The following is a 479-nucleotide window of genomic DNA, read 5'->3' as shown; positions in this document are numbered from 1 at the left end:
CGCCACCTCCATCGCGCGCGACAACGACGCGACCCTCCATGGGCTGTACGTCGTGGACAGACGGCTGTACGTCGCGGCCGACAAGGCCAATCAGGACGAGGTGCGTCAGTCGCTGGAGGAAGAGGGCGAGGTCGCGCTCGACGACATCGTGGTCGGCGGCGAGGAGGCCGGCGTCGAGGTCGTCACGACCATGGCGGAAGGGATTCCTCACAAGACAATCACCAACTACGCCGAAGAGGAGGACATCGACCTCATCGTAATGGGGACCCACGGTCGAACCGGGCGAGACCGGGTCGCCAATCTCGGGAGCGTTACCGAGCGCGTCGTCGAGAGCGCGCCCATCCCCGTCCTCGTCGTCCACATCGAATAGCTCAGGTGCGGCTGGCGGTTGCGGTACGGACGCGCTCGACAGCGGCTATACGACCGGTGCGCCCCGTTCTGACCGGTATCTTTTCGAGTGGCCGACACGATGGTAGCAG

The 479-nt window shown here is 65.3% G+C and carries 1 protein-coding gene; it reads left to right on the top strand.

The window, feature by feature from the left end; all coding sequences use genetic code 11:
- On the top strand, positions 1-370 hold a 370-nt coding region (locus tag DVK06_RS17470), incomplete at its 5' end, for a universal stress protein (RefSeq protein ID WP_147438179.1).
- Positions 371-479: the final 109 nt, after the last annotated feature.

Origin of the sequence: Halorubrum sp. Atlit-28R (genome assembly GCF_003665955.1) — an archaeon.
Classification (GTDB): domain Archaea; phylum Halobacteriota; class Halobacteria; order Halobacteriales; family Haloferacaceae; genus Halorubrum; species Halorubrum tropicale.
Note: the sequence above shows the minus strand (reverse complement) of the source record. Positions and strands in the feature narration are given on the sequence as shown.